This is a genomic window from Martinezella calliandrae (assembly GCF_030272695.1).
Lineage (GTDB): Bacteria > Pseudomonadota > Alphaproteobacteria > Rhizobiales > Rhizobiaceae > Rhizobium > Rhizobium calliandrae.
Map to the genome: position 1 here is coordinate 1 of NZ_JARFYN010000118.1, position 5246 is coordinate 5246.

A 5246-nucleotide genomic window follows, 5' to 3' on the forward strand; every position below is an offset into this window, starting at 1 on the left:
GATCTCGATCGCTTCCGCATGGGTGCCATGATTGCGATAAGTCGCATTGCGAACCTCGCCGCCGGTATAGCCGACGCGGGTCGAGATGACGCCGTTATAACGGCGGATGAGGTCCTGCATGCCCCAAAAACAACCGCCGGCGAGAACTGCACGTTCCGTAGTCATCGGATATCCTCCACTTGGTCGAGATAGGCACCATAACCTTCAGCCTCCATCTTGTCGCGATGCACGAAGCGAAGGGAGGCAGAGTTTATGCAATAGCGCAGGCCGCCGCGATCCATCGGTCCGTCGGGAAAAACGTGCCCCAGATGGCTGTCGCCATGGGCAGAGCGCACTTCGGTGCGCAGCATGCCATGCGAGAGGTCGGTGAGCTCGTTGATGTTCGCGGTTTCGATCGGCTTGGTGAAGCTCGGCCAGCCGCAGCCCGAGTCAAACTTGTCGGAAGAGGCAAACAGCGGCTCGCCGGACACGATATCGACATAGATGCCCGGCTGCTTGTTGTTGAGATATTCGCCCGTGCCTGGACGCTCGGTACCGCTTTGCTGCGTCACGCGGTACTGCTCCGGAGACAGCTTCGCTATAGCCTCGGAAGTCTTGCTGTAGTTCTGCATTCCTGTTCTCCTTGCCCTCAGGCGCATGTTGCGAACTCCACCAGGATCTACGAGAGAACACTGGTAATCGTTACAGATAAAGAGCTCGATGAGCGTCGCGGGAGTGGTTGCGGCGGAAATATAGGCATCCGGCAACCGATTTGCCATATCCCACACGGCGACGTGATGCGTCGCACACCCGCCGGCAATCACTCATCCCAGTCGCAGGCGGAAGCAAAGATCGTCGCCAAGGCCTCGATGCCGGCCTGATCGGCGCCGTCGAAACGGCCGGCGAGCGGGCTGTCCAGATCGATGACGCCGAAAACTTGGCCATCCCGAGATAGCGGCACCACGAGTTCCGAACGGGAGGCCGCATCGCAGGCGATATGACCTGGAAAATCGTGCACGTCCTCGACAAGTATCGACCGTTCCTCAGCGATCGCCGTCCCGCACACGCCGCGGCCGACCGCGATGCGAACGCATGCGGGCTTGCCTTGGAACGGTCCGAGCACGAGCTCGTCCTCCGACTGCAGGAAGTAAAAGCCGGCCCAGTTGAGGTCCGGCAGCATTTGGTAGATCAGCGCCGAGGTATTGGCAGCGTTGGCGACTGGATCGGTCTCGCCATCGAGCAGCGCCTGCAATTGGCCGACGAGCTCGCGATAGAATTCGGGCTTGTTGTCGTGCTGGATCGTCTTTTCCACAAACATTGGATCACTGCCTTTCGATTACGTCATGACCGGCCGGATTGTGTCAGTCCTTGTCGTCGGGCGGACAGGGCCAGCTCGCCGGCGCTTTCAGTCCTGCGGGTAGCATGGTCGACTTGTCGCCGCAGGCGAGATTTATCTGCTGTTGCGTCAAGCCGGTAGCGGCTGAGAGATCGAGCCCTTCGATACGCGTCAGAAACATGAAGGCGCCGTCGAAGGCGACCGGGCCTCGTATCGTCGCGCCGGTCAAAGTGGCACGGGATAAATTGGCGAAAGAAAAATTACTCCCAGTTAGCACCGCCTGATCGAAATCGGCGCGGCCAAGCTCAGCCTTCTGAAAATCCGCGTTGGTAAGCTGCGCGCCGCTGAATTCTGCCCGCTGCAGCTCGGCACTGGCAAACCTGGCACCGTTGGCCATGATGTTAGTGAAATCGGAACGGTATGCTTCGACCCTCGAGAAATTCGCTGCCTCGGCCCGTGCGTTCTTCAACCATGTGCGTATCAGCGTGGCCTTCTCCAGATTTGCCAAAGTGACATTGGCATTGCTGAGATCGGTGCTGTCGAAATGAGCGCCGGCAAGATTTGCCCCGTGCAGATCGCTGCCCTGCAGCATGATATTGGTTTTACTGCATTCGCTCCAATTCAGGCCGGGCGAAGCAACCCTATTGCAATCTGCCGCCAGCGCGAGTCCGTGGGCGCCGGATGCGAGCAGGATTGTCGTGGCAAGTGCCAGCCCGGAAAGACCGGTGGCAATTTCGTTCCCCATTGCTGCAAAACAACTCAGAGCCGAACCGCCGGCATTTCGCCCCCGCCAAGACCGCATCCTCATCCCTCGCTTCGACTTTCCAAGTGGGCGCCTCTGCTCGATATCGACAGAGTCGTCCCGGTCCAACTCTCTATATAGTGTTTCCTGCAACGAAAAAGCGACCCTGTTGCAAAAGGATATCACGCGGCAACCGCCGGGAGCGGATTGCCGCACGGCAAGAGGGCCGAGAGCATGGAAGCAGCGGTCAACATCGGCAGCTACGCCCGAGGTCGGCAGAAGCTGAGTTGATGCCCCAGAAGAAAAGTGGCCTGACCGAGGGAAACGGCCAGACCACCAGGGCGCAGATTGGAGGTCAATCTAATCTAGCAAGCCAATGGTAAGTTTGCCTTAGCATATGTCAACAGCAATCTGATGGCGCTTTTTGGCGCAGGTGATTGCGGCGCAATCCAAGGCGTCATGCGATAGATTTCAGAGATTGGCTCGATCCAAAACGGCACAGGATTGGTGGATATTAATCAGAGATTACCCAGCTGCGCCGCAACCGTTGGACGATATTGGCGAGAGCCGGTTAGTTGCCCGCGCTGTCGTACTCACCCCTTAACGACGGCCGGGAGTTTCGGTGGGCGGGCCCACAAGGTGGCCGAAGCTCCCGTCATCCCCCCAATCACTACGACAACGCCGAAAACATTATCGCCGATCTTCACACTTTGCTGCTGCCCTGAGCGACACTCCCTCTACCTGTTGGGAATGGGGCGCGAAACAGGCGGCCTGTCATCTCGAAAAATTCTATCCAGCCATCATTGTAATTGAACGAGAGCGGCATGGCCATGGGGGCGCATCTACATCCGAACGTCCCTCAGAGAGCTGCTTGCCAACTTCGCCTTTGCCGGCCCCGGCGATGTCGAAGCGCCTCCTGCTGCGGCGCCCCGTTCTAGCGGTGAAAGCTGTTGGACATCTCCGGCTGCCAATTCAAAGGCAATATACACGCAAAGATTTCATTTTCTCCAATCAATTCGCGCCTCTATTGGCAGTATGATTGATTGGGGGAATTTATAAAATACCTATATATTCTGGCCATTGCCTCCGTCCCAGCATCTCTTTCAGCCTGCGCGCCCCAGCAGCGAGCTCAAAAATCCGAAGCCGTTAAGACGGCCCTGCAAGGAAGCCCCGCGCTCAGAGAAAAACGCTAGTTGCCGCTCTGGAAATGTAACAGCCAAACAAAAACAGGCCATTGCCACGATGGCAAAATTCAGCGGCGGCGATCCGATGGCTGTGGTCTGTCGCCGGGTGGTCAATGGTCTGACGGCGGGCAAAATCACGAGCGAAGAGGTCCAATCATTCGAGAGAACACGGGTACCATCGCCAAACCTCATTAAGGTCGTGCAAGGCCACTAACTGCGGAAGCAATGTCGGCGCGGGGCAGGAGGGCATGCGCAATCTCCGCAGCTGCCGCCTCACCTACCGCTGGGTCTCACCCGCTTAGCGTTAATACAGAAAATGGCGCAACTCATGCAAAATATGCATCAGTTCAAAATGAAGGCTGAGCGGCAGGGAATATCATAAATTTGGGCCGCCGACGGGGATGTGTTGGCGGCCCAATGTGACTACATGCGTAGCCACCTAGGCACAGAGTTGCCTAACTTTTAAAATATATCATTAAATTATTTAGTTTTAATAGGAAATTTGAATTAGTTAAATTCAATAATAGATTTAGCGGGCTCTATCGCAAGCTTTCAGACCAATTCCTTTTCCCTCGGTGTATCAGCGTCTTCGCCACCAGATTATTCACTGTAACTGGACTTTTCGGCCAGACATGCTGACAAAAGCAACAAAGCAAAGGCCGACACCGCCCGCCACCGGCTGCGCGGCGACACGCAGCCACCGAGAGAAATCGATTTGTAACGTGGATCGTTCACCACTCGCTCCTCTCCCTATTCGATGAAGCCCGAAGTGAAGACTTTCAACGGCATCCCGCAGATGATCCACCAGATCTCGTTACCGCGCAGCCGGGGAACCGTTAGCCTTGTCGATCTCGTAGACCGAGTAGTCGTTGGGCCGACGCAATATCCAATAGAAATCGCGGAGGCGTTAACTCATGCCCTGGAAGGACGAACGTTGCAAATGCGGCTGGCAAGGTGTTCATGTCTGATATTCCGCTCATGCACAATGCTTGATCGTTGCTTATCACCAAGGACACCATGAAAGAAATCCGAAAACGGCAAGTGGCTCGGAATTTATAAGCTCTGCGGCGAAGAAAAACCGCTCTGCAACGCGCATCTGCTGCCGGACTGCATGAAGCGCCTGATCGTCGACTTCAAATCGCCGGGCGCGACCGTTGAAACCGTCCACATGGAATCACCCATGTCATATTCCAGCCAGACCTTGTCTTCAGATAAGAAAATTCTGTGCGCAAGTTACGATGCCTACCTTGGCAAATTCGACAAAAAGTTTGTCGAGCTGCTGGCAAGGTGGGCGGATATCCCGGCCAGATTTCATCAGTTTTGGCGTCGCGAAGACGTTGTGTTCCATCGGGTGCAGGGCAGCATCCCAGACCTCTTCCTCGGTCTCCTGGCGAGCTTACTTCGATTCTCTTTTTCCGACAGGCACCCGGGAATTCAGCTCGGCACCATGGAGAAGCTTATTGCGGATTCTCTCGTGGCTGATCGCATCAGCGATGAGCTTTCTGCGCTTGTTGATCTGAAAGTCCTTGGCTCCCACCATGCACTTGTCGCTGAGGGTGCTGACCTCTCACTTGCCGGCATCCGACATGGTCAGCAACTCGCCGTCGTCGGCGACACCGTTCTGGCTGGGATCGCGCCAGACGCGCAACTCGCTCCAGCGATCATCAACGACAGCCGGGAGTTTCGGTGGGCGCGGGCCCACAAGGTGGCCGAAGCTCCCGTCATCCCCCCATTCACTTCGACAACGCCGAAAACATTATCGCCGATCTTCACATTTTGCTGCTGCAGCGTCCTGAGCGACACTCCCTCTACCGGTTGGGAATGGGGCGCGAAACAGGCGGCCTGTCATCTCGAAAAATTCTATCAAGCCACCATGTAATTGAACGAGAGCGGCACAGCCATGTGAGCGCATCTACATTCGAACATCCCTCAGAGAGCTGCTTGCCAACTTCGCCTTTGCCGGCCCCGGCGATGTCGAACCGCTGTCCAACAGCTTTCCCCGCTA

Annotated in this window: 5 protein-coding genes; 1 reads left to right on the forward strand and 4 read right to left on the reverse strand. The window is 56.4% G+C overall.

Annotation, left to right across the window (positions count from 1 at the left end; all coding sequences use genetic code 11):
* From PY650_RS35990 to PY650_RS36005, 4 genes are all read right to left on the reverse strand, one after another.
* Positions 1–165, reverse strand: a 165-nt coding sequence (locus PY650_RS35990) for a peptide-methionine (S)-S-oxide reductase (RefSeq protein WP_285883356.1), incomplete at its 3' end; no start/stop codon positions are given.
* Positions 162–611 (reverse strand): peptide-methionine (R)-S-oxide reductase MsrB, encoded by a 450-nt coding sequence (gene msrB, locus PY650_RS35995; RefSeq protein WP_285884841.1) that lies wholly within the window; start codon positions 609–611, stop codon positions 162–164. The genes PY650_RS35990 and msrB, both read right to left, overlap by 4 nt.
* Positions 612–799: 188 nt before the next feature.
* Positions 800–1297 carry a GAF domain-containing protein gene (locus tag PY650_RS36000; RefSeq protein ID WP_285884843.1) on the reverse strand — a complete coding sequence of 166 codons (498 nt, stop codon included), beginning with the start codon at positions 1295–1297 and terminating at the stop codon, positions 800–802.
* Between the two features lie 43 nt (positions 1298–1340).
* Positions 1341–2060: a pentapeptide repeat-containing protein gene (locus PY650_RS36005; RefSeq protein ID WP_285884844.1), complete on the reverse strand. Its 720-nt coding sequence runs from the start codon at positions 2058–2060 to the stop codon at positions 1341–1343.
* Positions 2061–4352: 2292 nt separating this feature from the next.
* Between PY650_RS36005 and PY650_RS36010 the strand changes: the two genes are divergently transcribed.
* A complete protein-coding gene (locus tag PY650_RS36010) occupies positions 4353–5120 on the forward strand; it encodes a hypothetical protein (protein ID WP_285884845.1) in 768 nt (255 codons plus the stop codon).
* Positions 5121–5246: the final 126 nt, after the last annotated feature.